This is a genomic window from Algoriphagus ratkowskyi (assembly GCF_002150505.1).
GTDB lineage: Bacteria > Bacteroidota > Bacteroidia > Cytophagales > Cyclobacteriaceae > Algoriphagus > Algoriphagus ratkowskyi.
The window spans coordinates 1-23,999 of record NZ_MSSV01000033.1 but is presented as its reverse complement, the minus strand read 5'-3'; the positions used below and the strand labels follow the sequence as shown (position 1 = coordinate 23,999).

The 23,999-nt window shown below is 41.2% G+C and carries 18 protein-coding genes; 12 read left to right on the top strand and 6 right to left on the bottom strand.

Annotation, left to right across the window (positions count from 1 at the left end; all coding sequences use genetic code 11):
• Positions 1-370 precede the first annotated feature (370 nt).
• Positions 371-550, bottom strand: a complete 180-nt coding sequence (locus tag BVH02_RS20385) for a hypothetical protein (RefSeq protein ID WP_086503318.1) — start codon at positions 548-550, stop codon at positions 371-373.
• Positions 551-1,281: 731 nt separating this feature from the next.
• Positions 1,282-1,923: a MauE/DoxX family redox-associated membrane protein gene (locus BVH02_RS20380; RefSeq protein WP_086503317.1), complete on the bottom strand. Its 642-nt coding sequence runs from the start codon at positions 1,921-1,923 to the stop codon at positions 1,282-1,284.
• 245 nt (positions 1,924-2,168) lie between these two features.
• Between BVH02_RS20380 and BVH02_RS20375 the strand changes: the two genes are divergently transcribed.
• The 6 genes from BVH02_RS20375 (at position 2,169) to BVH02_RS20340 (ending at position 7,620) form a co-directional block, all read left to right on the top strand.
• Positions 2,169-2,771: a cyclic nucleotide-binding domain-containing protein gene (locus BVH02_RS20375; protein WP_086503316.1), complete on the top strand. Its 603-nt coding sequence runs from the start codon at positions 2,169-2,171 to the stop codon at positions 2,769-2,771.
• On the top strand, positions 2,755-3,651 hold the full coding sequence (locus BVH02_RS20370; RefSeq protein ID WP_086503315.1) for a terpene synthase family protein: 897 nt from the start codon (positions 2,755-2,757) through the stop codon (positions 3,649-3,651). The genes BVH02_RS20375 and BVH02_RS20370 overlap by 17 nt, the downstream gene beginning before the upstream one ends.
• 624 nt (positions 3,652-4,275) lie before the next feature.
• On the top strand, positions 4,276-4,923 hold the full coding sequence (locus BVH02_RS20360) for a DUF6266 family protein (protein ID WP_086503313.1): 648 nt from the start codon (positions 4,276-4,278) through the stop codon (positions 4,921-4,923).
• An 899-nt stretch (positions 4,924-5,822) separates the two neighbouring features.
• Positions 5,823-6,569: a hypothetical protein gene (locus BVH02_RS20355; RefSeq protein ID WP_086503312.1), complete on the top strand. Its 747-nt coding sequence runs from the start codon at positions 5,823-5,825 to the stop codon at positions 6,567-6,569.
• 1 nt (position 6,570) lies between these two features.
• Positions 6,571-7,065, top strand: a complete 495-nt coding sequence (locus tag BVH02_RS20350) for a hypothetical protein (RefSeq protein ID WP_086503311.1) — start codon at positions 6,571-6,573, stop codon at positions 7,063-7,065.
• A gap of 312 nt (positions 7,066-7,377) precedes the next feature.
• Positions 7,378-7,620, top strand: a complete 243-nt coding sequence (locus BVH02_RS20340; RefSeq protein ID WP_086503309.1) for a hypothetical protein — start codon at positions 7,378-7,380, stop codon at positions 7,618-7,620.
• Positions 7,621-9,186: 1,566 nt separating this feature from the next.
• Here the strand turns inward: BVH02_RS20340 and BVH02_RS20330 are convergent.
• Complete coding sequence (locus BVH02_RS20330; RefSeq protein ID WP_086503307.1) at positions 9,187-10,335, bottom strand: threonine synthase; 1,149 nt, start codon at positions 10,333-10,335, stop codon at positions 9,187-9,189.
• A 56-nt stretch (positions 10,336-10,391) separates the two neighbouring features.
• Positions 10,392-11,291 (bottom strand): LysR family transcriptional regulator, encoded by a 900-nt coding sequence (locus BVH02_RS20325; RefSeq protein WP_086503306.1) that lies wholly within the window; start codon positions 11,289-11,291, stop codon positions 10,392-10,394.
• A 1,751-nt stretch (positions 11,292-13,042) separates the two neighbouring features.
• Here BVH02_RS20325 and BVH02_RS21495 point away from each other — a divergent pair.
• Positions 13,043-13,267 carry a hypothetical protein gene (locus BVH02_RS21495; protein WP_146849461.1) on the top strand — a complete coding sequence of 75 codons (225 nt, stop codon included), beginning with the start codon at positions 13,043-13,045 and terminating at the stop codon, positions 13,265-13,267.
• A 1,239-nt stretch (positions 13,268-14,506) separates the two neighbouring features.
• Here BVH02_RS21495 and BVH02_RS20315 read toward each other — a convergent pair.
• Positions 14,507-15,172 (bottom strand): YggS family pyridoxal phosphate-dependent enzyme, encoded by a 666-nt coding sequence (locus BVH02_RS20315; protein WP_086503305.1) that lies wholly within the window; start codon positions 15,170-15,172, stop codon positions 14,507-14,509.
• A gap of 48 nt (positions 15,173-15,220) precedes the next feature.
• On the opposite strand from BVH02_RS20315, the gene BVH02_RS20310 reads away from it, so the two are divergent.
• From BVH02_RS20310 to BVH02_RS20295, 4 genes are all read left to right on the top strand, one after another.
• A complete protein-coding gene (locus BVH02_RS20310; RefSeq protein ID WP_086503304.1) occupies positions 15,221-16,771 on the top strand; it encodes a GH3 family domain-containing protein in 1,551 nt (516 codons plus the stop codon).
• A complete protein-coding gene (locus BVH02_RS20305; RefSeq protein ID WP_086503303.1) occupies positions 16,768-17,388 on the top strand; it encodes a LysE family translocator in 621 nt (206 codons plus the stop codon). The genes BVH02_RS20310 and BVH02_RS20305 overlap by 4 nt, the downstream gene beginning before the upstream one ends.
• A gap of 290 nt (positions 17,389-17,678) precedes the next feature.
• On the top strand, positions 17,679-18,638 hold the full coding sequence (locus tag BVH02_RS20300; protein WP_086503302.1) for a nucleoside hydrolase: 960 nt from the start codon (positions 17,679-17,681) through the stop codon (positions 18,636-18,638).
• A 178-nt stretch (positions 18,639-18,816) separates the two neighbouring features.
• Positions 18,817-19,446, top strand: coding sequence for a DUF6992 family protein (locus BVH02_RS20295; protein ID WP_223271935.1), 630 nt, complete (start codon positions 18,817-18,819; stop codon positions 19,444-19,446).
• Between the two features lie 314 nt (positions 19,447-19,760).
• Here the strand turns inward: BVH02_RS20295 and ald are convergent, their stop codons facing one another.
• Positions 19,761-20,879, bottom strand: a complete 1,119-nt coding sequence (ald, locus tag BVH02_RS20290) for an alanine dehydrogenase (protein ID WP_086503301.1) — start codon at positions 20,877-20,879, stop codon at positions 19,761-19,763.
• Positions 20,880-21,313: 434 nt separating this feature from the next.
• On the opposite strand from ald, the gene BVH02_RS20285 reads away from it, so the two are divergent.
• Complete coding sequence (locus tag BVH02_RS20285; protein ID WP_086503300.1) at positions 21,314-23,728, top strand: alpha-ketoacid dehydrogenase subunit alpha/beta; 2,415 nt, start codon at positions 21,314-21,316, stop codon at positions 23,726-23,728.
• The last annotated feature ends 271 nt before the right edge of the window (positions 23,729-23,999 follow it).

Genomic DNA, 23,999 nt, shown 5'->3' with positions numbered 1-23,999 from the left:
GGGTTAAAACCCTGGGCTACCCATAGTGCCTACCTACGGCAGGCTTCCTAATCGCCAACTTCTCATTTTATATCGATAGTTATCTGGACATTCATTTTAAATTTTCACAAACCAACAACCAACAACCAATAACCACAAACCAATTCTCCTCTAGCGCAAGTCTCATGACTTGTGCTTATGATAGTGCAGTCTCCTGACTGCCTCCAACTTCATCATTCATCATTCATCATTCGGTATTCATCCTTCGATATTCAACAGTTATTTCTTTCCATCCTCCTGCATTAATTCTAGTTTCCATAGTGCCAACCTACGGCAGGCTTAATAGTGTCCAACTTCTCATTTTGTATCGGTAGCTATCAGGACCTTCATTTTAAATTTTCACAAACAAAAAACCAACAACCAACAACTTCCCTCCACCGTGGTCTCTGTCCTTAAAGTCCATTATTCCAAATGAATTCATTTCTCCACCGTGGTCTGTGTCACACAGACCATTTTCTCCGCCGCCGTTCATGTCATCACCAATGATTTGCCCATATGGATTCGTTTCCATTCTCCTGCATTAATTCTAGTTTCCATAGTGCCTACCTACGGCAAGCTTCCTAATCGCCAACTTCTCATTTTATATCGATAATTATCTGGACCTTCATTTTAAATTCTCACAAACCAACAACCAACAACCAATAACTTCCCTCAACCGTGGTCTCTGTCCTTACAGACCATTATTCCAAATGAATTCATTTCCATTCCTCGGCACAAACCTACTTCTTCCAAATATGATCCTGCGCCGAGGGCAATGTCCAATTTTCTTTATTTACCCAGGGTTAAAACCCTGGGCTACCCATAGTGCCTACCTACGGCAGGCTTCCTAATCGCCAACTTCTCATTTTATATCGATACCTATCAGGATCTTCATTTAAAATTCTCACAAACCAACAACTTCCCTCCACAGTGGTCTGTGTCACACAGACCCGTGGCTACTTATCTAGCGCAAGTCTCATGACTTGTGCTTCTGCTAGTGCAGTCTCCTGACTGCCTCCAACTTCATCATTCATCATTCATCATTCGATATTCAACATTCAACAGTTATTTCTTCCATCCTCCTGCATTAATTCTAGTTTCCATAGTGCCTACCTACGGCAGGCTATCTAATCGCCAACTTCTCATCTTATATCGTAGCTATCAGGATCTTCATTTAAAATTCTCACAAACCAACACCCAACAACCAACAACCAACAACCAACAACCAACACCCAACAACCAACAACCAACACCGCACACCGCTCAACGGACATCTAACTTCCATTCTTCCAATCGTATACTGGCAACCGCCACTCCAATGAACCCCAAATTCATCCAGAAGTGCTCCGCCCAACCCAATGATTCTAATATCCCAGCACAATTACACGGCACTCTAGGAAAAGCTCCCACCCAGATCAGTCCCACATAAGTGATAAATACCGTCAGCAGCAAAATGCTTCCTAGATATCCCCACCATCGAGATACTGCAAAGAGCAGGAGCAGGGCAAGCAGCAACTCGGTTATAGGAACAGCATAGGCCAGAACCTCCGCCAACTCGGCCGGAAACGTTTGATTATGAAAAGCCTTTCTGCTTGATTCAAATCGAATCAGTTTGTCCAGACCTGTATAGGTCCAGAGTAAAATGAGTATGGTACTGAAGATTCTGTTCATAATAGTAGAGTTGTGTTTAGCACTGGCTAACTCCCTCTCATTAAGGAGAGGGTTGGGGTGAGGTAGAAATGCCTTTCTGCTTCCTTCAAATCGTATCAGTTTATCCCCTCGGAATCTTTTAATTTCCAATCTCCAATCTCCCAATCTCTTTATAATCCAATCTTCCAAATTGTCATTCGGAGACGATACTACTCCCTCTCCATGTGGAAAGGGATGGGGTGAGGTATGAATCACTGGGAGAAAATTAAAAAGCTGATTACCAAGATGCTACCTCAAATAAAGGGAGTCACTGATTTTGATAGAAAAAACCTTTTTTTGAGGGTTTTTTAATTAAAGAACTAGTAATAATTCCAAGATTATTTGGAAGGAACTGTGCTTAATGATAAATTAACATGTAAGATTAGTTGATTTTTTTCTTGAGCGAGTAATAAAGCTTTTCACCCACCTATTTTGATTTAGTACACTTTTACTATCTAAAAATGGAAAAGCGAATATATATGGATCAGCTTATTGCTGATTTTAATAGTATCAAAAGGTTTTCTGATGAGTCTTACGAGACCGTTTATCAGAAACTGACTTTGTGGAGGGTATCCAGAGGACAGGTACTCAAGAAGGTAGATATGGTGGATGATAAGAGCCGCTATATATGTGAAGGTTATGTAGGGCTGTTTCATGAAGGTCACAATGGCTTTAAACTGTTCAGGATATTTGGTCCATCAGACGTAGCATTTGATGAACAGTCTTTCCGGAGTAATTCTTCTTCTAAGACCCTTTTACGGGCTTTGTCAGAAACAGTATTTCTGGAATTCTCTTTGGAGGCTGAAAATGATTTACTCTCCAAAAAACCTGAATTTTATTCCCTTGCGCTGGAAGTAGCCCATCTTATCAATAAGCGGCATGTAGAACAGCAAGCGATTAAAGCTATAAAATTTAAGGCTGGTTTTCCGCTCCTGCTCAAGAAATTTCCCGGGATAGGTCAATACCTCAAGAATCAGGATTTGGCAGATTTTTTCAATTGCAGCATCAGTACAGTAGAACGACGTAAATACTCCATAATGAACAATCATGCAAACAAGCTGTGAATTTCCTGTTGCAATAAACCTGCATTGTAAAACGATCGATAAAAAGGTTCTCAAATGGGCTTGGGAAGCAGGGCTATTTGAAAGTCCTGCCGAACTGGAGCGATGCAGACTTCAGAAAATTAACTGGTTTGCATCATATCTTTTTCCTGAACAGGATCAAGCAAATCTGGAACTAATTACTAAATTCTTCCTTTGCTTGTTTTTGTTGGATGATCTGCTGGATATACTCATTGATAAAACCATGGTTGTTTTTCTGGAAGGTCTCAAAACCGGCAACCCTAGCTATAACAATATTAGGTTACAGAGTTTAGGAAGAAACCTTCTGCTGCAACATCAGGATATTCAGAAGGAATATGATTTTCTTGGTGGATCAGAGCAATGGAACAAGGCCTGGCTTGAATATCTTGCAGCCCTTCAGTGGGAAATTCAGACTAAAATAGACAACTCACCACCAACACTGGAAAAGTACAGATTATACAGGCCAAAAACTTCTGGGGTTTATTTGGCTATCCTGCTAATCCGGCAGGGCAAAGACATGCATAGCTGCATTTCTGAGTTGCTAGAATGCTCCATCGCCAGGTATATATGCCTCTCCAATGACCTGGCATCCTACAGAAAAGAGCTGGCTATAGGAGATACCCATAATGAAATACTGATCCTGATGGAATCAATGGGAAATACTGCCGTATCATGGACACAATCGGAAGTCAAAGAGCTGCGAAAAAGCATTTTACGTTTGACAGAGCAACTGTGTACCAATTTTGGCACCTGTGACGTATGGCTTCGAAGGCTCTTACTGCTGGCAGGAGGCTGTGAAGCTTGGACGGCTAAGACCTTTAGATATCAGGCGCATATCAATGGAGATTTGGGGAGAAAATAAATGAGAGGAGGTATACAATGTTCAAAACACGTGTTGTTATTTATCCCAAAGATGTGGTTTACCTGACCGGTAGGAGTGAGCGTTATGCACAGATACTTTTGCACAAGGTTCGCGTTTACGTCAACAAGGAGCGTCACCAGTTTGTGACCATTACAGACTTCGCCAGCTTTTCCGGCATTCCGGAAGAGATGATACGCAAATACATGATATAGTGATATGATTATCCGCAATCTTGCCAGTAACCAAAAATTCTTTGCATATCCGTCGAGAAGACCTACGACAGGTGACCAAACTGAAATAAACTATAGAGTTAAGCTTATTTAAAATTGCTTTAATCTCCTCACTAATAGAATAGCGGATATTTATAGTAAATATTCAGTAATGAAGGCACCTCAATACATAATCTCATATAAGCTATTTAATAAACTTATGATAAGTATTGAAGCGATGATTCGACGATGCTCATACAATGTTTCTTCGATGCTTCTTCGATGTTTTATCGTAAATGCCCAGTAGATGGTTTGAAGGAAGATGATCTAAACCAAAGGTCTTGTGCCAATTGGAAAAGTAGCTAAATAACCTTTTAGAACAGGAGAATTTTTAAACATATATCCTTTTAGAGCTATGGCAAGAGTAACAGACGGTTTGCTTGGGGGAATTTCTGGAAAGATCGGAAATCTGGTTTTTTATCAGGTTAATGGTCAGACGTTAGTCAGGACCAAACCAGCTGGGGGAAGGAGTTCCACTTCTTCACTTCAGAGCTACCATCAGCAGGCATTTGCCTTAGCTCAGGAATTTTTATCTCCATTAAAAATGGAATTGGCCATAGGATTTGTAGCATTCAAAATTGGCACAAAAAGGGGGATTGACCGAGCGAAAAGCCTATTGCTGAAAAATGCCATTTATCCAAGTGAAGGCATCCCAGTTATGCATCCGACAAAAGCACAGGTATCTTCAGGTGATCTCACAGGCGCGAGTGGGGCAGTATTTTCGGCGAGTAGGCCTGACCAATTTAGGATAGAGTGGACAATAAACAGTTGGGATGGCTCAGCACGTGATGAAGACAAAACTTTTGTGGTCGTGTATGACACCATGGATCTACGAGTCTTCAGTATTCAGGGGGGAAGTTATAGAAAAGACGGATATCAGGAGGTGCAAGTGCCATGGAGTTCAATAAATGAGAATGCAGCTGTATATGTTTATTTCTCTTTTTATTCAGAACGATCTGGAAAAATAGAGTTTTCGGATTCTGTATGCCTGGGGAGAATTTAGTAGGAAGTATCAAGATGTTAGTATCAGGACATAAGTATCTAGATTCAAGAAGCATTTATCAACTAGCACGCTTGTCTATGTATATCCTCATTTCCATTGCTCGGAACTTACTCTTTCACTAGAAACAACTTCTTAGAGGCCAATCCCTAAGGATTATATGTAAGCACTAAGCCACTTAATTAGGTAATGCCCTGGAGGATATGCAGTTTTTGGGAAGCAGTCGCAGCCGTTAAGAAAATTGGCTAGCTCGTGAGGCACGAACGAGATCCGCCAATTTTTAGGCGGAGACAAATCCCAAAAATCAAATTGGTAAATACGTCTTTCAGATACTACCAGCTTTCTCCAATTTGAAGCATAGGCTCGGGCGAAGATTTTTGGATACTTTTGATCCCAAAAGTATCATATAAAATAAATTATCTATTCACAATTCTTATAAAAGGAAGGAGGTGGCTTGACTCACTTATTCCTTTTTTCCATCCCTCGCTCGTGTCATAAATTACGATCCTAATAATTATTTTTCGTTTCCATCCTCCTGCATTATCTCTTGTTTCCAGATGATAATTACGGGCAGGAGGGAATATTTTTTCAATTCTATTAAACCTAGGGTTGAAACCCTGGCCTGTCCGCCGTTGCGCAGCTACCAATAGATCGTCCCTACAGGATTAATACATAATCCCCTCTGCCGTCGTCCGTATCTTTCGCCGCAGTTCTTGTCTCTAATATCCCATTTTCTTAAGTTTCTAGCGATAAGAAAACACTTTATTTAGAGACTTTTTTAAATGATATATAAGGAATAAAGTTACCTATTGCGAAGCTCGCGAAAAGACCGCACATTTCATTGATAGCCAATGTGATACTAGTTAATATTCTTGCATGTTACACTTAAAACCCATATACATATGGCAAAACAAGCAGGAGTAATTACACTAAACGGTAAGGTAGGAACACTGTCTTTCTACAAGACCAAGGACGGGTATCTGGCCCGTGAAAAAGGAGGGGTAAGCAAAAGCAGGATTATGAATGATCCGCGTTTTGCACGTACCCGTGAAAATCTGAAGGAATTTGCAGACAATGCAACTTCGGCCAAACTCTTCAGGGATGCGCTGCGGCCTGTGATTGCCAAGATCGGCGACACTAGACTGAGCCAGAGAATAACTCGGGTAATGATGAAAGTACTTCAGTCTGACCTGGTCAACAACCGTGGTGAACGCATGGTGCGGGCAGGAGATTGGAATCTGCTCGGTGATCTGGAGCTAAATGCCGCATGTTCTCTGGGAAGTACGCTTTTCCTGGAGATAGCCTACATCGATTCTCCAACTTCGTGGAATGTGAATATCCCGGCATTTGTGCCACAGGATTTTGTGGCGGTACCAAAAGGAGCAACACACCTGAGAATCACAGCAACAGGGGTTGGACTGGACTTCAGCACTGGTGCTAGAACTGTGCAAACCAGTATATCTAGCTTGCTTTCAGTGATAGATTCGGCAGTGGCGATCAGTCTGTCTATAGATAAGGCATTGCTACCTGGTACTCACCGAGCCTTTGTGCTGAGTGTTGAATTTGTTCAGATGGTCAATGGCGGGGAGTACTCCATTAATAATGGAGCGCACAATGCTGCAAAGATCACTGGAGTAGAACAAATCTAAGATGAGATTGGTACTTCACAGAAAGTACAAAGCAACAGTAACCCTTGGGAGATTACTTCTCGGAAAGAAGCAAGTATGCTTCACTCAGGAGCCTCCCAAGGCATGCTTTGGAAAACATATAGCATGTCTGGATGAAGGTGTCTATGAGTTGGACGACAGTCTCGGTCAGCCTCCCCAAAGACCGAAATTTGGGATAAAGGAAGGAGTGTATAAGTTGGATCCTATTCATTCTGAAGAAAGAGGCTGGGAAATTGGAATTGCGGACATAGGGAAGTTTGCTTCCTATCCTTGGAATCAGCCTCTGGAGTCTAACAGAATTTATCCTGTGACTAGCTACCGTGCGGATGGCACTCCACTCTTCACTAAACTCGCATTTCTCAAGCTGATGGAAAGGCTGGAGCGGGAATGGGAGCGGGGAGAGATCGTGGAATTGCAGATTGTGTCAGAACCAGTTCCTTATCTCCTGAAATCATGTCTGGAACAGAGCTATTGCTAAGTCTGGCGGGAGGAATGATTATGCTCCTCCTTTCTGTCATCGCCTATTTTCTGAAACTCTTGATTCAGGATTCCAGGCAGATGAATACCGAGCTATCCAAACTGAAAGAACTCTTTATCAGGTTGGAAGCCGAGCAAAAGTTGATGAAGACGCTACTACAACGGACACGTAGTCCGCCCAGTCGGTTCGTCTCCCGAAAGGATGGAAGCATTTGAAGCGGATCTACTTCCAACACCCGGCATCGGTCATCTGACATCTGTCATCCGAAACCGGACAACAAACAACTAACAACTAACACCAAACAACTAAAAAATGAACATACTAACAGAAGTGAAAGAGCGGGCATTAGCCCCCACACCGCCGTTTTTCAAGAAAGTGAAAAAGGCAGGATTAATCATCGCAGCCATTGGCACCGCAATATTGACTGCACCAGGGTTGGTGCCTGCAGTACTGCTAGCCTATGCGGGTTATGCCGTGACAGCTGGAACTGTCTTAGTAACAATTTCTCAATTGACCGTCGATGACGGAGCTTTCGAGAAGCTGTTGATGAATTAACTTGAATCAATTTGTAATGTTAAACCGGAGGGGGTTCCTCTCCGGTTTTTTTTATTTTCAGACCTGAATAGGTCATTATAAAAAGCCAAAATGGTGGAGGAACAAGGATGCTGATAATGCTGGCTAGTAAGACTATTTCTCATCATCATTTTCACCATATCATTCCTCGGCACCAACATTCAATTCTCATTGGATCTCTGCGCCGAGGGAAATGGAATGGATTCATTTATTACCCCGAGTTGCACTCGGGGCTATTACTGAGCCTACCTTTGGCAGGCTTCTTACCATAGTAGGTACTTAGAAGAAGTCACTTGGGCTACTGATTGGTCGTTCCTAATGGGACTTTTCCGTCGCTACCGTTCGTGTCTTCACGAACGGTAATCTTCCTCATGGTTGATGACTACTTGGGTTACTTCATCATTCAACGTTCATCATTCAACATTCATCATTATCTTCTTTTCCATTCCTCGGCAGGAACCATCAATTCTCACTGGATCTCTGCGCCGAGGGAAATGGCATGAATTCATTTTTAACCCCGAGTTGTACTCGGGGCTATTACTGAGCCTACCTTTGGCAGGCTTCTTAAACATAGTAGATTAATAATATAGCAGATTAGCCATTTTAAAGATGCAACTACCAACATCTGACATTAACTAACAACTCACAACTAACAACTCACAACTAATAACCCACAACTAACTAATCCCCAACACCGTGGTCTGTGTCTCACAGACCATTTTCCCCGCCGTCGTTCGTGTCATCACGAATGATTTGCCCATATAGATTCGTTTCTATCCTCCTGCATTGATTCTAGTTTCCATAAAGCCTACCTACGGCAGGCTTCCTAATTGCCAACTTCTCATTTTATATAGATAGCAGGACCTTCATTTTAAATTCTCACAAACCAACAACCAATAACCTCCCCTAATTTTAACTTCCCAAGTCCCCAATTTTAAATTTTCAATTCTTACATTTTAAATTTTCCCTAACAACCTACAACCAACAACTTCCCTCCACCGTGGTCTCTGTCCTCATCGACCATTATTCCAAATGAATTCATTTCTCCACCGTGGTCTGTGTCTCACAGACCATTTTCTTCGCCGTCGTTCATGTCATCACCAATGATTTGCCCATATGGATTCGTTTCCATCCTCCTGCATTAATTTTAGTCTCCAGAAGATGACTCTGCGCAGGAGGGAGATGGCCTATTTCATTATTTACCCAGGGTTAAAACCCTGAGCTACTCATAGAGCCTACCTACGGCATGCTTCCTTCTCGGCAACTTCTTATTTTATCCCGATAGCTATCAGGACCTTCATTTAAATTCTCACAAACCCACAGCCAACAACCAACAACCTCCAACTTACCACCTCCCCTAATTTTAACTTCCCAAGTCCCCAATTTTAAATTTTCAATTCTCACATTTTAAATTTTCACAAACCAATTACCAATAACTATCCTTTTTTGTAGTCTGCGTACTCACACACCATTTGCCAATATGCAATCATTTTCATTCCTCCACACATCAAAAAGCTAAAGCACAGAGGGAAAGGATCCTCCACCTTGCTAGACACATCTACTACCTGTATTTAGAATAAGGATTTTGGTGTTTTTGTCAACTTGTTTGGACTCTGCCAATCGTTTTGTTGCTGCCCATACCGCCGCTCCTTCTGCGGATATCAGCATGCTCTCGTGTTCTCCTATTTCATTCATCGATGAAAATATTTCCTGTTCTGTTACGGTCATCACACTACCCTCAGATTCACGGAGTACCTGCATAATCATATCCTCGCCAAAGGCTGATGGCACGGATAGCCCATTAGCAATTGACATTTGGTACGCAGCGTTTGGTTGCCTTCCAGTGAAACGATCCATAATTGGGCTGCACAGAGCTGACTGTACAGCTATCATTTTAGGCAACTTCCCATTAATCCATCCAAGGGTTATCATTTCCTTAAATGCTTTCCAAATACCTATTAGACCAGTCCCACCACCTGTTGGGTATAGGATCATATCAGGAACTTGCCAGTCAAGCTGCTCGGCAAGTTCATATCCCATGGTTTTCTTACCTTCTAATCTATAGGGCTCCTTCATGGTTGAAAGATTGAAGCTGCCTCTGTTTTCAGCCATCTGAGCTGCTAATTTCCCACAGGAATCAATAAGCCCTTCCACCAGGATCAATTCTGCCCCGTAGTGCTCGCACTGCTCCTTGAAGTAATCCGGAGTTTTTCTTGGCATAATTACAGTTGCTTTCCTTCCGGATGCAGCGGCGTAAGCACTCAGTGCCACACCGGCATTTCCTGCAGTAGGAATTACAAATGAATCCATACCTAATTCTATTGCTTTGCTTACTGCCATCGCTATTCCCCTAGCTTTAAATGATCCCGTAGGATTAACGCCCTCATCTTTAATCAGTAAATTTGTTAGACCGAATCGATCTGATAACACAGGCCACTTTAGGATTGGAGTCATGCCTTCTCCCAGCGTCACTCTATTATTGTAATCCAACAAGGGGAGCATTTCAGCATATCTCCACATGGATTGCTCTCTACCTAATAAGATGGATTTGGGTAGATCGGCCTTATGGTAGGTTGGAATAAGTGGTTTGTGACAACAAAGAGAGTAAGTACTGACTTGGGCGGCAGAATAACTCGACTTACATTGTGAGCAAACGAGAGAATCTAATTTTGATTGGCTTTTTAGTTGAGTTTCCATACCCTTAAATTAGGCAGGCAGGGTATAACTTGATAATACAGATTAGCTATAGGGTATTACTTATAGTTATACAGATTCTTAGCTTTTTTGATCAGGAGTTTGATTAAACCTATTCTTTCCTCTCCTTTACGCATTACAAAATTGAATTCCCTGTTCATAGTAAGTCCATTGACTTGTAGTTCTACCAATTCCCCGCTTATAAGTTCTTTCTTCACAGCCAATCGGGATAAAAATCCCACAGCTTTTCCTTCTATGAGATAATTTTTTAATGCCTCAGTACCGCCTAATCTAGCTATTACCTGAAAGTCTCCTGGTTGTACACCAAGAGCTTCAAAAGATTTTAGAACTACTGCGAGTGTACCAGAACCTCTTTCTCTAAATGCCATAGGAAGTTTGAGGAGCTCTTCAATTGTAAATTGACTTTGAAGAGTAGATTTTGGTGAGGATACAGGAATGATTTCGTCTTTAAGGAATGGTTCTGTATGGTAAGATGCCATCTGGGGAAATGATTCTATACAGGCTAGATCAATTTCCTCGGAGTCCAAGGCTTTTAGGATATTTTCATTGTTTCTATTGATCAACAGGAATTCTGCGGCAGGTACATCCTGATGTAGTGCAGCCAAAATCTTTGGCATCACATACAGAGACACAGTAGTACTTGCACCAATCTTAGCTTCCCCTTTGATTTCAAGATTATGCCTCATGGTATCCAAATAGGACTGAAATTCTGTCTGTATGGCTTTTGCTTGCTTTAGTTTAACCAGCAAAATATCACCTACTGCTGTCAGAGAAACGGAATTTCCTCTACGCTGGAAAAGTGCAAATCCCAATTCTGCCTCCAGGAGTTTGACCTGCTTACTTACCGCAGGCTGCGAGATGTAGAGATTTTCTGAAGCCTTCGAAAAACTTAGATGCTTTGCTACTGCAAGGAATACCTGGTATCTATATGAAATCATGGGTTATGTGATTCAGAAGTCGATTGGCAAGACATGGTGGGTAGCTTGAGTTAGTTTACTATGGGAAAATAAAATGTTAGTGTTGAATTGAATTGTTGGGGTAAATATACTAAAGTTCAATTTTGGCAGCTTTACCATATAATAGGGGTGAGAATCATCATTTTTTTCTTTCTAGTATTACGCTTTTAGCATAGGAAATAACCAACCAACTGTTGTCTTCCATCTGGACCTGCCACCTGGATTAGCGCTTATTGTCTAATAAACTAGTGCTATTTTATCCGATACCAACTTAGAATTAAAAGAAAAAGCAGTGATCAGAAATGCTGATTATGAAAACAGCTGGAAGTAGAACTGAAACTGAGTCGTTTAAAGGGTAAGGCCTATCAGATTATAGTAGATATTGCCAAGGTAGACATTGGACTTGCTCTCGAAAAAAAGTCTGGTGTCAAACAGCCACAAGACTCAAAGAAGAAGACCCTAAAATAGGTTTTGAACAACTTTGTGGATTGTTTGGCAAAAGAAGGCAAGCCTAATGCATAGCTTTAAATTATGATATCCAAGAAGCTTTCAGGGAAGAATTGGTGATGGGTCTTGTTTCAAAAATCAGGAGAAAATCGAAAACTTCTCGTTGGGGAGTAAGGAAACTTTATCCGCTACTAAAGGAGGATATGGCTCTCCTGGGGATAAAAATGGGAAGAGATAAAATGTTTGAGTTACTTCGATCAAATTGCCTTCTGGTGAGTAAAAGATAGCGTAAGTTCTTTACTACCAAAGTCACCATTGGCTGAGGAAACATCAAAACCTGGTAGAAAATCTGGTGGTAACAAGGCCAAATCAGCTCTGGGTTGCAATCGGGGCAATTACTGGGCCTACCTATGGCAGGTTTTCTAAAATCGAAAGTCAATTATATAGCTTTTTAGCCAGTTTTAAGATAGAATTTCCAGCATTTGAACGCAGTGACAGAATCAACAACCAAAAACTAATTCTCAACACTCGCTCCCCTTTAGGGGTAGGGTGTCACAGCCAAGCCCAGCACATTAATTTTAAATTTTTAATTGGCACATTTTAAATTTGTTAACCAACAACCAACAACTCCCGATAGCTATCGGGACACACAATAACCAAAACCTTTCCACCGTGACGGAGCAACATCTCCTTTCCATCCTCGGCACAAACTTTCAATTCTAAAAATATCTCTGCGCCGAGGTAAATATCTTGTTATCCTTATTAACCCCCGAGTTGAACTCGGGGCTATTAATATGCCTACCTTTGGCAGGCTTCTTAAAATAGCAGGTCAATGATATAGCAGATTTGCTAGTTTTAAGATGGAACTACCAGCATATGACCGCAGTGACAGAACCAACAACTCCCGATAGCTATCGGGACACCCAATAACCAAAAACTGTCCACGGTGATGGAGCAACATCTCCTTTCCATCCTCGGCACAAACTTTCAATTCTAAAAATATCCATGCGCCGAGGTAAATATCATGTTATCCTTTTTAACCCCGAGTTGAACTCGGGGCTATTACTGGGCCTACCTTTGGCAGGCTTTCTAAAATCGGTGGTCAATTATATAGCTGTTTAGCCAGTTTTAAGATAGAATTACCAGCATATGATCTCAGTGACAGAACCAACAACTCCCGATAGCTATCGGGACAACCAACAACCAAAAACCAAAAACTGTCCACCGTGACGGAATAACATCCACCTTTCCATCCTCGGCACAAACTTTCAATTCTAAAAATATCCATGCGCAGAGGGAAGAATCTTATTATCCTTTTTACCCACGAGTTGCAATCGGGGCTATTACTGGGCCTACCTATGGCAGGCTTTCTAAAATCGGTGGTCAATGATATAACAGATTTGCTAGTTTTAAAATGGAATTACCAGCATTTGACCGCAGTGACAGAACCAACAACTCCCGATAGCTATCGGGACAACCAAAAACCAACAACCAAAAACTGTCCACGGTGATGGAGCAACATCTCCTTTCCATCCTCGGCACAAACTTTCAATTCTAAAAATATCCTTGCGCCGAAGTAAGGATCTTATTATCCTTTCTAACCCCGCGTTGAATTCGGAGCTATTACAGAGCCTACCTTTGAAAGGCTTCCTAAAATCACTGGTCAATGATATAGCAGATTTGCCAGCTTTAAGATAGAATTATCAGCATTTGACCGCAGTGACAGAACCCATAACCCAAACCCAATAACCAATAACCAATAATCAACACCCAATAACCAAAAACTGTCCACGGTGATGGAGCAACATCTCCTTTCCATCCTCGGCACAAACTTTCAATTCTAAAAATATCTCTGCGCCGAGGTAAATATCTTGTTATCCTTATTAACCCCCGAGTTGAACTCGGGGCTATTAATGGGCCTACCTTTGGCAGGCTTCTTAAAATAGCAGGTCAATGATATAGCAGATTTGCTAGTTTTAAGATGGAACTACCAGCATATGACCGCAGTGACAGAACCAACAACCCAAACCCAAACCCAATAACCAATAACCAATAACCAACACCCAATAACCAAAAACTGTCCACGGTGATGGAGCAACATCTCCTTTCCATCCTCGGCACAAACTTTCAATTCTAAAAATATCCATGCGCCGAGGTAAATATCTTGTTATCCTTTTTAACCCCCGAGTTGAACTCGGGGCTATTACTGGGCCTACCTTTGGCAGGCTTACTAAATCTACTGGTCAATTATATAGCTGTTTAGCCAGTTTTAAGATGGAACTACAAGCATTTGACCGCAGTGGCAGAACCAACAACTCCCGATAGCTATCGGGACAACCAACAACCAAAACCTGTCCATCGTGACGGAATAGCATCCACCTTTCCATCCTCGGCACAAACTTTCAATTCTAAAAATACCTCTGCGCCGAGAGAAAAATCTTATTATCCTTTCTAACCCCGAGTTGAACTCGGGGCTATTACTGGGCCTACCTTTGGCAGGCTTCCTAAAACCACTGGTCAATCCTATTGCTGTTTAGCCAGCTTTAAGATAGAATTACCAGCATTTGACCGCAGTGACAGAACCCATAACCCATAACCCAAACCCAATAACCAATAACCAATAACCAACAACTAATAATTAATAATTAACAACCAACAACCAATTAAAAATAACCAACACCCAACACCCAACAACCAACAACCAACAACCAACTAATCCCCAACACTGACTCCCCTTTACCAATTGATTGTCATCTTCCTCCAAAAATCGCTGAGCCAATCCGTACCATCGTACTTCCTTCTTCCTGTGCAAGTAGGTAATCTCCACTCATTCCCATAGATAGATCTTCAAGGCTCACGAAAGCTGGTAACTCCCGGCTTTTCAATTCTTCAAAAAGTGTGTTTAAACTCTTAAACTCCTTTCTTACCTGATCCTTGTTCTCTGTGAAAGTAGCCATACCCATCAGACCTTGGATCTTTACATGGCTAAGGCCTACAAAGTCTGGACTTGTAAGCATTTCATTCAGTTCAGCTTTATCAAAACCGAACTTGGTTTCTTCTTCCGCTATATGAATTTGGATTAATACCGGGATGATTCTATCGATCTTTTTGCCTTGCTTATTGATTTCGCGAAGGAGCTTAAAAGAATCCACCCCATGAATCAAATGCACGAAAGGAGCAATAAATTTGACTTTGTTGCTTTGCAAATGACCGATCATGTGCCAGCGTACATCAGCGGGCATCTCCGGTTGCTTGGCTTGTAACTCCTGCACTTTATTTTCCCCAAAGTCACGAACCCCAGCTTCATAAGCTTCCTTGAGATCAGATAGAGGTTTGGTTTTACTCACTGCTACAAGCAGGCAATCTTGATTTAGGAATGTTTTTTTTACCGATTCGAGGTTTGCTTTGATGTCCATTTTCTATTTTTAGGGGATACTTTTTTCCAATATGCCTAAAACAAAGATATGGCGATCATTAGTACTTTGCTAAAAAAAGGCATTCGCCTGAGAGAGAGTTTGGAACAAGAATACTCTCACCCACTGGAACTCCAACGTCAGGAATTGAAGAAATTGCTGATTCAAGCTTCTGACACAGAAATCGGGAAAACTTACGATTTCCCTAAAATACTAGCTGGTTTCCGCTATCGTGAAGGTGAGTTTTATGAGCGTTACAAAGCGCAGGTGCCGATTTACGATTACGATCGCATCCACGACGAGTGGTGGTATAAATTGCTAGAAGGCAAACCAAACGTTACTTGGCCAGGTCCGGTGAAATATTTTGCCCTAAGCAGTGGAACTTCTGGAGCCACATCCAAATACATTCCGATCACCACGGATATGGTGAAAGCCATTCGTAGAACGGGGGTTCGTCAGATCCTTTCCCTTTCCAAGTATGACTTACCGGCATCTCTACTCACCAAAGGGATTTTAATGCTAGGAGGAAGTACCGACTTGGAATTTAATGGCACCTATTTTTCCGGGGATCTTAGTGGGATCACCACTGGACGTTTACCTATTTGGTTTCAGCGTTTTTATAAGCCAGGAAAAAAGATCTCACGTAGCAAAAACTGGGGAGATAAACTCGATCAGATTGTGGAGAAAGCCGAGTCTTGGGACATAGGAATTATCGTAGGTGTACCCGCTTGGCTTCAGATTTTGTTAGAAAAAATCATAGAACGCTACCAGCTTAATCATATCCATGAGATTTGGCCAAATCTCCAAATTTTCGTGCATGGTGGTGTTTCTTTCGAACCTTATAAAAAAGGCTTCGAAAAGCTACTGGGCAAGCCATTATTATACCTAGAAACCTATTTGGCTTCTGAAGGATTTATTGCTTTTCAGGCATTGCCTGGCCGAAAGTCCATGCGTTTGGTGCTCAACAATGGGATTTTCCATGAGTTTGTACTTTTCAATGGAGAGAATTTTGATGAAGAGGGAAATATTCTTCCCGATGCAACAACCTTGAAAATTGATGAGATTGAGGAGGGTAAGGATTACGCACTTCTGATCAGCACTTGCTCAGGAGCTTGGCGTTACCTGATTGGAGATATCGTTCGTTTTGTATCTAAAGAAGAATCAGAAATTGTTATTTCAGGGAGAACAAAGCATTTTTTGAGCCTATGTGGAGAGCATCTTTCGGTGGATAACATGAACAAAGCCATTGAACTCACCTCCGAAGAGCATGACATGAATATCCGTGAGTTTACGGTGCTGGGAGTGCCGCATGGAAGTCTTTTTGCGCATCACTGGTTTATAGGTTCCAATGACCAGGTGGATACCTCCTTACTGAAAAACACGATTGATCAGCATCTCAAAGTCTTGAATGATGATTATGCCGTGGAGCGGAATCATGCCTTGAAGCAAGTGAAAGTCACTTTGCTGCCTCCATCTTTATTTATTGACTGGCTAAAGGCCCAAGGCAAAGAGGGTGGTTCATACAAATTTCCTCGTGTGCTGAAGGGAGAAAAAGCGGCAAGTTGGCTGGCGTTTCTGGTTCAAAATGAGATAAAGTTATGAGCCAAGCGTTGCTAGAAGGCATCAGCATGGGGCTTTTGTTATCAGCCATGATAGGTCCTGTATTTTTCACTTTGATCCAAAGCAGTTTGGAACACGGTTTCCGTTACGCTGCTATGGTTGCGCTGGGGATAGTTTGCAGTGATACCTTATACGTGCTGCTTACATTCTTTGGGATTAAATTTCTGGCAAATACGGGGTCTTTCGAACAGGTTTTGGGCTATGTGGGTGGAGCAATTTTGATTGGTTTTGGTATCAGCTATTTGGTCAAAAAGCAGGGGTTGGCACCAGATCCAGCTTTGGTGGTTGCGCCAAAAGTTAAGAAGCGAAGTGCTTACCTGAAAGGTTTCAGCATAAATGGAATCAATCCTTTTGTGATGCTTTTTTGGATTTCAATTGCCAGTTTGGTACAGCTCAAGACTTCTTTTAATACAGTAGATGTTTGGCTTTACTATGTAGGAATTCTGTTGACGGTTTTTACCATCGATTTAGTCAAAGCCTATATAGCCAAGAAATTATCAAAATTTGTGACCCCCAAGTTTATGTTTTGGCTAAATAAAGGCGTTGGGGTAGTGATGATAGGTTTTGGCCTCCGATTGATTTGGTTTGCTATGGGGTAATGTGTTTTGCAGGGATACATAGTTTCAATGATTCTCAAAGACGTATTTGGAACTTATAAAAAGTGCTGAAATGCTAACACAACTTAGTCTATTCCAGACAGGGTAAATCGAATTACTTTTTCCAAAGCTCTGAAAGCGTGAAAGAGAGGTTTTGTTTTTTTTAGTACCAAAATGCATCTTTTAAAAAAGGAATGAAACTTAGCTAAGCTAAATTCATGTTGGCAAGGGGAATTACAAAATTTTGAAATCCAATAACGTACCACCCATTTTTACCCTGAATCTAATTCTTTATGCCAAAATTCAGCTTAAGCCAAATCATCCTAATTCTATTTCACTTAGTTCTATTCCCACAACTTATCTCTGCGCAAACAGAGGGAAGGAAAATCCCTTTAGTGATCGATTCGGATACTGCTAATGAGGTGGATGATTTATATGCATTGGTTCGAGCGATTTTGGAACCAAGCTTTGATCTACGTGGAATCACTTCCGCACAATGGCATATTTCTCCTTTGGCGACAGATAGCACTGTCCGTGAGAGTCAGGAGATCAATGAAGATATTATTCGTTTGATGGATAGAGGGGATATTCCCTTGCCTCTGGGAGCTAATTTACCTATTGAGTCTTCCACCAAACCAGCGATTTCTCCGGCTTCTACTTTTATTGTGGAGCAGGCTAAAAAGCAAAGTCCGGACAATCCTCTTCGACTTGTTATTTTAGGGTCTTGTACTAATGTAGCCTCCGCAATTTTGCAGGATCCTTCGATCATTCCAAGTATTCAGGTGCACTACCTTGGGATCTGGCACGATGCGGCCACTAATCAATACAATAAAAAAGAATTCAATTCTGGAAACGATACGCTGGCAGTAGAGGTATTATTTAACACACCAGGTCTAGACTTAATCATCATGAGTGCTACGGCGAGTCAGGAGTTGGTTTTTGAGAAAAAAACGGTTGATGCTCATCTGAAAGGCAGCTCAGCAATTGGCGATTATCTAGTCGATCGCTGGGAAACTTTTGATAGATTTTGGACGGATAAAGATCCTGAGAAGGAAAAGTGGATTATGTGGGATGTAGCTATCGTGGAGAGTTTAATTAATCCAGATTGGAGCACTAAATCAGAGTTTTTGACTCCCTCAGAAAATACACCACGAATGGTGAAAATTCATACCAAACTAGATGCACCTGTGATGGAACTTGATTTCTGGAAAAGTTTGGATGCTTTTACGGAAAAGGACAAAAAACACCTTTAGTTTTTATGCCTTCTCTCAGATTTATTAGTGCCAACATGTACTCTTTAAGTAGTTCTTTTTAGCTAATTAATTAATCTTTTCTAGCACGTGTTGGAAATGGAAATCCAAAAGGTAGCGAAGATCCAAAACATCCTATCTTACAGTTTGGTTAAATTTCTAAAACTCTTTATACAGCCCTATGCATAGTAAGACCAAATACACTACGATTTACTTCCTTCTTGGAATGGTGTTTTTTGCTTTTCTACCACTGGGAGTTTTCTCACAGAATATTCCTGAACTTAAAGATTTCAATCAGATCAGACTTTCTTACAACGAGAAGGGAATGTTGATTTTGGGGGGCTGGGCAGTTGGAAATATGGTTTGGGGAGGGATAGCGGCAAGTCAGACTAGTGGGCAGACCAAAGCTTTCCATCAGATGAACATGTATTGGAATTCCGTGAATTTGCTTATTGCCGGATTTGGGTATTGGCAGGCAATGAAAGAGTCTCCCGGAACTGATTTCTGGGCTACTATGGATGCTCAACAGAGTATTGAAAAAATTCTACTTTTTAACGCCGCGTTAGATATTGCTTACATCGCTGGTGGATTGTATTTGAAAGAGCGGGGATTGAGGGTCAATAAGGATCAGTTTATTGGATTTGGTAAGTCAATTATTCTTCAAGGAGCATTTCTTCTGACCTTCGACGCGGTGATGTATTCCTTTCATCATGTGCATGCTAAGGAACTCCCAAAAATTGTGAATAACTTTAGTTTAGGCCCGACAGGTTTTATGGTAACGATTCCACTAAGCGGAACCACCAACCAATAACCAATAACCAAAACCACGAACACCAGAACAACCAAGAAAGAAAAACGAAACCAAAACACAAACTTTAACCTGACACTAGACGGAATAGTGACAACCAAAATCAGGCATAGTCAAACCAACAACCAACAACCAACCACCATCCACCAACAAAAAATCCCTCCAGCATTAAAGCCAGAGGGATTTGTATTTACAATTTGTGTATATCGGCTTTTGCACCCGTAAAAGACTTAAAGCGTCTTATTTTATGGTAAACAATAGCATTAAGGCTACTTCGGTCACCCGTCTTCGGTCATCCCGCCTTTTTAACAAAAATCTTAGTCAGCAAGATATTTTGAAACTGGCGTGTATTCCATGTTGAAAGACTCCGCCACTGCCTGATATACAATGTCTCCACTGATGATATTCAAGCCAGGAACTAACTCAGCATTTTCTTGAGCAGCTTTTTTCCATCCCTTATTAGCGATTTGAATTGCATAAGGTAGAGTAGCATTGGTCAATGCTAGAGTAGAAGTGTAAGGAACAGCTCCTGGCATGTTGGCCACACAGTAGTGAACTACGTCATCAATTACAAAAGTAGGATCCTGATGAGTTGTTGGTCTACTAGTCTCAATACAACCTCCTTGATCTACAGCCACATCAACAACTACTGTACCTGGAAGCATGGTTTTAAGCATATCTCTAGTGATTAGTTTCGTTGCCTTAGCGCCTGGAATCAGGATAGAACCAATAATCAAATCGTGATTTTGAATCAATTTTCTAATGTTGAATTCATTCGACATCATAGTGTTCACGTTTGCTGGCATTACATCAGCTAAGTATCTCAAACGCTGTAAGTTCACATCCATGATAGTTACATCTGCTCCAAGTCCTGCAGCCATCCAAGCAGCTTGTGTACCCACGATGCCTGCTCCAAGTATTAAAACTTTCGCAGGAAGCACTCCTGGTACTCCTCCTAGAAGTATTCCTCTTCCTCCAAGTGGTTTCTCCAAATAATTCGCGCCTTTCTGAACAGCCATTCTTCCAGCTACTTCAGACATAGGAATCAATAAAGGAAGACTTTTATCCGCTCTTTCTACAGTTTCATAGGCAAGACAGATTGACTTACTTTTAACCATTGCTTTAGTAAGCGGCTCGTAAGAAGCAAAGTGGAAATAAGTAAAAAGAAGTTGACCTTCTTTGATCAGCTCATATTCCTCCTCAATTGGCTCCTTTACCTTCATGATCATCTCAGCGATCTCATAGACATCCTGAATAGTAGGTAAAATTTTTACACCCGCCTCCTCATACATCTCATCAAGAAATCCTGAGCCTTCTCCAGCAGTATGCTGAACATAAACTTCATGACCTCTTTTTATTAGTTCTTGAGCTCCAGCAGGTGTGAGTGCCACCCTGTTTTCGTTGTTTTTGATTTCCTTAGGAATACCTATTATCATGGCTTTAATATTTGGATTTAAATTTACTCGGACGCAAATATAATACGCGCTAGGCAATCAATAGATACTGTAAAGAATAGTATTTGGTATGCTTTGGAAAAAAGAAAGATTTCGAAATTATATATTGACTATAATAGTAGGCTTTTAGAATATTTTAAAAAATGCTTTTTAAGCATTGATTATTTTGATTTTATTTTAGAGGTAAATGCTTGGTTTATAGTGCTCAGTGTTTAGCATACCCGTACTCCTAATGTTGGCTATTAATTCAATTTCAAAATTAAATTTTGTTTGATGTATTAATTTACATGCCTTTCAGAATTTTTGATTGACAAAAACTATTGTCGAAATTTGTATAGAAATTGGATTTGGCTATTTTTGGATGATTTAAATAATCAGCCAAGTAAAACCCAAATAACTTTAGTAAATTAATCGATATGTCAGAAGTTCAATCAGTTCCGAAACACTTGAATTCTCCGAACCTTTCAAAAGAAGCTATCCTTGAAGACTTCAGGGTAGCCATGGTAAGTAGGCATGCATCTTTGGTAGGCCGAAAAGAGGTGTTCATGGGAAAAGCCAAGTTTGGGATTTTTGGAGACGGCAAGGAAATCGCTCAAATAGCAATGGCAAGGGCTTTTCAACTTGGTGATTTTCGCTCAGGCTACTACAGAGACCAGACCTTTATGTTCGCCATCGGTGAGCTTACCGTACAACAATATTTCTCCCAACTTTACGCCTATACGAATGTAGCTGCTGAACCAGCAAGTGCAGGTCGCCTTATGAATGGTCACTTCGCTACTAGATCTCTCAATGAAGATGGTAGCTGGAAAGACTTAACCAAAAAATATAATTCTGCTGCAGATATTTCTCCTACAGCAGCTCAAATGCCTAAACTCCTTGGTTTGGCGTATGCTTCAAAGCTATTTAGAGAAAACAAAGGCTTGAAGGACATGACAACTTTTTCAATCAATGGAAATGAAGTTGCTTGGGGTACTATCGGCAATGCGTCCACCTCAGAAGGGATGTTTTATGAATCCATCAATGCTGCTGGAGTATTACAGGTTCCTATGGTTGTTTCGGTTTGGGATGATGGCTACGGCATATCTGTTCCAAATGAATATCATACGACAAAAGGCAGTATATCTGAAGTGTTAGCTGGTTTTGAAAGAACAGATTCACAAAAAGGAATAGAAATAATCCGTGTGAAAGGTTGGGATTATGAAGCTTTACTGAATGCTTTTGCAACAGCAGGAGAATTAGCAAGAACTTCACACATTCCCGTACTTATCCATGTGGTAGAAATGACACAACCTCAGGGACATTCTACTTCTGGTTCTCATGAGCGATATAAGGATGCGAAGCGTCTGCAGTGGGAAAAAGACTGGGATTGTATTTCTAAGTTCCGCGAATATATCCTCAGCAATAAGATCGCAAATGCTGATGCATTGGATAAAATCGAAGCTGAAGCCAAAGCACAAGTAAAGCAAGAAAAAGAAGCTGCTTGGTCCACCTTTGCAAACGAAATCAAAAAGGAACTACATGAAGCGGTAGCTCTTCTTAAAGCTGCTGCCCAGCATAGTACACGAAAAGTTCTCATCAATCAATTGGCTGATGAACTCTCCAAGACAATCAATCCCATTCGAAAGGATGTTATTGTGGCGGTTAGGAAGGCCCTATTGACTTTAAGATTGGATGCTCCTGCTGCCAAAGCTGATTTGAAAGCCTGGTATGAGAAGCAGACAGAGTTGAATTTCGATAGATATAATAGTCATTTATATAGTACTTCAGAATGGAGCGTCGCATCTATTAAAGAAGTCCCTGCCGAATTTAATGACAAGTCTCCGGTGGTGGATGGAAGAGAGATTCTTCAGTCATATTTTGACCTAACCTTAGAAAAAGACCCTCGTTTCTTCACTTTTGGTGAGGACGTAGGAAAAATTGGAGATGTAAATCAAGCTTTTGCAGGCTTACAAGCTAAGCATGGAGAGCTGAGAGTTTCAGATACCGGTATTAGAGAATGTACGATTATAGGGCAGGGAATAGGAACAGCTTTAAGAGGACTACGTCCTTTGGCAGAAATCCAATACCTTGATTATTTACTATATGGCCTTCAAATGCTATCAGATGATGTGGCCTGTCTTAATTACCGTACTAAAGGAGGTCAAAAAGCTCCATTGATTGTTCGCACACGTGGACATAGATTAGAGGGAGTTTGGCACTCAGGGTCTCCTATGGGAATGATACTTTCCACTCTGCGTGGAATGGTAGTATGTGTGCCTAGAGATATGACCCAGGCTGCAGGGATGTATAATGCCTTATTGAAGTCTGACGAACCAGCAATTGTCATAGAATGCCTGAATGGCTATAGACTGAAAGAGGTGATGCCTCTCAATTTAGGTGAATATACTGTTGCACTAGGCAAGCCTGAAATATTGAGAGAAGGTTCTGAGGTTTCAATAGTGACCTATGGTTCTATGTGTAGAATCGTGATGGAAGCAGCTGCCGAACTAGCGGAAATAGGAATTGAGGTAGAGGTAATCGATGTGCAAACCTTGTTGCCTTTCGACCTTTATGGAATTATCGGAGATTCTATTAAGAAGACAAATCGTGTGATATTTGCTGATGAGGATGTGCCCGGAGCTGGATCTGCTTTTATGATGCAGCAAGTGATAGAACGTCAAGAAGTATATAAGTACTTGGATTCTGAGCCACAAACGATCACAGCAAAAGCGCATAGACCAGCGTATTCCTCGGATGGAGATTATTTCTCCAAACCAAGCGTAGAAGATGTGGTGGAGAAAGTATATGCCATCATGCATGAAGTAGATCCTAAAAAATTCCCCGCGATATAAGGAGAGATTTGACGCACTATTAAAGCAAAAAGCCCTAAGATTAGGGCTTTTTGCTTTAATAAGAATAGTTATCTGAACCAACAACCAACACTTGTACACCGTGGCTAAACCTTACCTCACAATAGCACCAGGCATCGGACATCGGTTAACAACCCACAACCAATAACCACCAACCATCGATAATTCTCAATTTTAAATTCCCTTAATTATAAGGTTTAAAACCCCTAAACCAACACTTGTCCACCGTGGCTAAACCTTAACTCACAATAGC

Excerpts from the sequence above, each read along its gene's own strand:
- BVH02_RS20310 (WP_086503304.1), top strand. The coding sequence starts at position 15,221 with ATGGCGATCATTAGTACTTTGCTAAAAAAAGGCATTCGCCTGAGAGAG.
- BVH02_RS20360 (WP_086503313.1), top strand. The coding sequence starts at position 4,276 with ATGGCAAGAGTAACAGACGGTTTGCTTGGGGGAATTTCTGGAAAGATC.
- BVH02_RS21495 (WP_146849461.1), top strand. The coding sequence starts at position 13,043 with ATGCGCAGAGGGAAGAATCTTATTATCCTTTTTACCCACGAGTTGCAA.
- BVH02_RS20315 (WP_086503305.1), bottom strand. The coding sequence starts at position 15,172 with ATGGACATCAAAGCAAACCTCGAATCGGTAAAAAAAACATTCCTAAAT.
- BVH02_RS20285 (WP_086503300.1), top strand. The coding sequence starts at position 21,314 with ATGTCAGAAGTTCAATCAGTTCCGAAACACTTGAATTCTCCGAACCTT.
- BVH02_RS20375 (WP_086503316.1), top strand. The coding sequence starts at position 2,169 with ATGGAAAAGCGAATATATATGGATCAGCTTATTGCTGATTTTAATAGT.
- BVH02_RS20350 (WP_086503311.1), top strand. The coding sequence starts at position 6,571 with ATGAGATTGGTACTTCACAGAAAGTACAAAGCAACAGTAACCCTTGGG.
- BVH02_RS20305 (WP_086503303.1), top strand. The coding sequence starts at position 16,768 with ATGAGCCAAGCGTTGCTAGAAGGCATCAGCATGGGGCTTTTGTTATCA.
- BVH02_RS20385 (WP_086503318.1), bottom strand. The coding sequence starts at position 550 with ATGGAAACGAATCCATATGGGCAAATCATTGGTGATGACATGAACGGC.
- BVH02_RS20370 (WP_086503315.1), top strand. The coding sequence starts at position 2,755 with ATGCAAACAAGCTGTGAATTTCCTGTTGCAATAAACCTGCATTGTAAA.
- ald (WP_086503301.1), bottom strand. The coding sequence starts at position 20,879 with ATGATAATAGGTATTCCTAAGGAAATCAAAAACAACGAAAACAGGGTG.
- BVH02_RS20325 (WP_086503306.1), bottom strand. The coding sequence starts at position 11,291 with ATGATTTCATATAGATACCAGGTATTCCTTGCAGTAGCAAAGCATCTA.
- BVH02_RS20355 (WP_086503312.1), top strand. The coding sequence starts at position 5,823 with ATGGCAAAACAAGCAGGAGTAATTACACTAAACGGTAAGGTAGGAACA.
- BVH02_RS20330 (WP_086503307.1), bottom strand. The coding sequence starts at position 10,335 with ATGGAAACTCAACTAAAAAGCCAATCAAAATTAGATTCTCTCGTTTGC.
- BVH02_RS20295 (WP_223271935.1), top strand. The coding sequence starts at position 18,817 with ATGCATAGTAAGACCAAATACACTACGATTTACTTCCTTCTTGGAATG.
- BVH02_RS20340 (WP_086503309.1), top strand. The coding sequence starts at position 7,378 with ATGAACATACTAACAGAAGTGAAAGAGCGGGCATTAGCCCCCACACCG.
- BVH02_RS20300 (WP_086503302.1), top strand. The coding sequence starts at position 17,679 with ATGCCAAAATTCAGCTTAAGCCAAATCATCCTAATTCTATTTCACTTA.